The sequence below is a fragment of the Achromobacter sp. SIMBA_011 genome (assembly GCF_046535435.1).
GTDB classification, from domain to species: Bacteria; Pseudomonadota; Gammaproteobacteria; order Burkholderiales; family Burkholderiaceae_B; genus Achromobacter; species Achromobacter dolens.
The window spans coordinates 1-314 of record NZ_JAWRWN010000219.1 but is presented as its reverse complement, the minus strand read 5'-3'; the positions used below and the strand labels follow the sequence as shown (position 1 = coordinate 314).

The 314-nt window shown below is 59.2% G+C and carries 1 protein-coding gene; it reads right to left on the bottom strand.

Annotated elements, in window-relative coordinates; genetic code table 11:
- On the bottom strand, positions 1–260 hold a 260-nt coding region (locus SB816_RS30655), incomplete at its 3' end, for a hypothetical protein (RefSeq protein ID WP_410548072.1).
- Positions 261–314: the final 54 nt, after the last annotated feature.

The following is a 314-nucleotide window of genomic DNA, read 5'->3' as shown; positions in this document are numbered from 1 at the left end:
AGAAGCGCGTCCGGACGCTCCTTGGCGATGATCTTGGCGACGACTTCAGGCGTGATCGGCTCGACGTAAGTTGCGTCGGCAAGGCCCGGATCGGTCATGATGGTCGCCGGGTTGGAGTTGACCAGGATGACCCGGTAACCCTCTTCCTTCAGCGCCTTGCAGGCCTGCGTGCCGGAATAATCGAATTCACATGCCTGACCGATGACGATCGGTCCCGCGCCGATGATGAGGATGGACTTGATATCTTGGCGCTTCGGCATGGCTCTCTCGTTCCGCGTTTTGGTTGCGCAAAACACCAGCCAGGGTGGAAGATC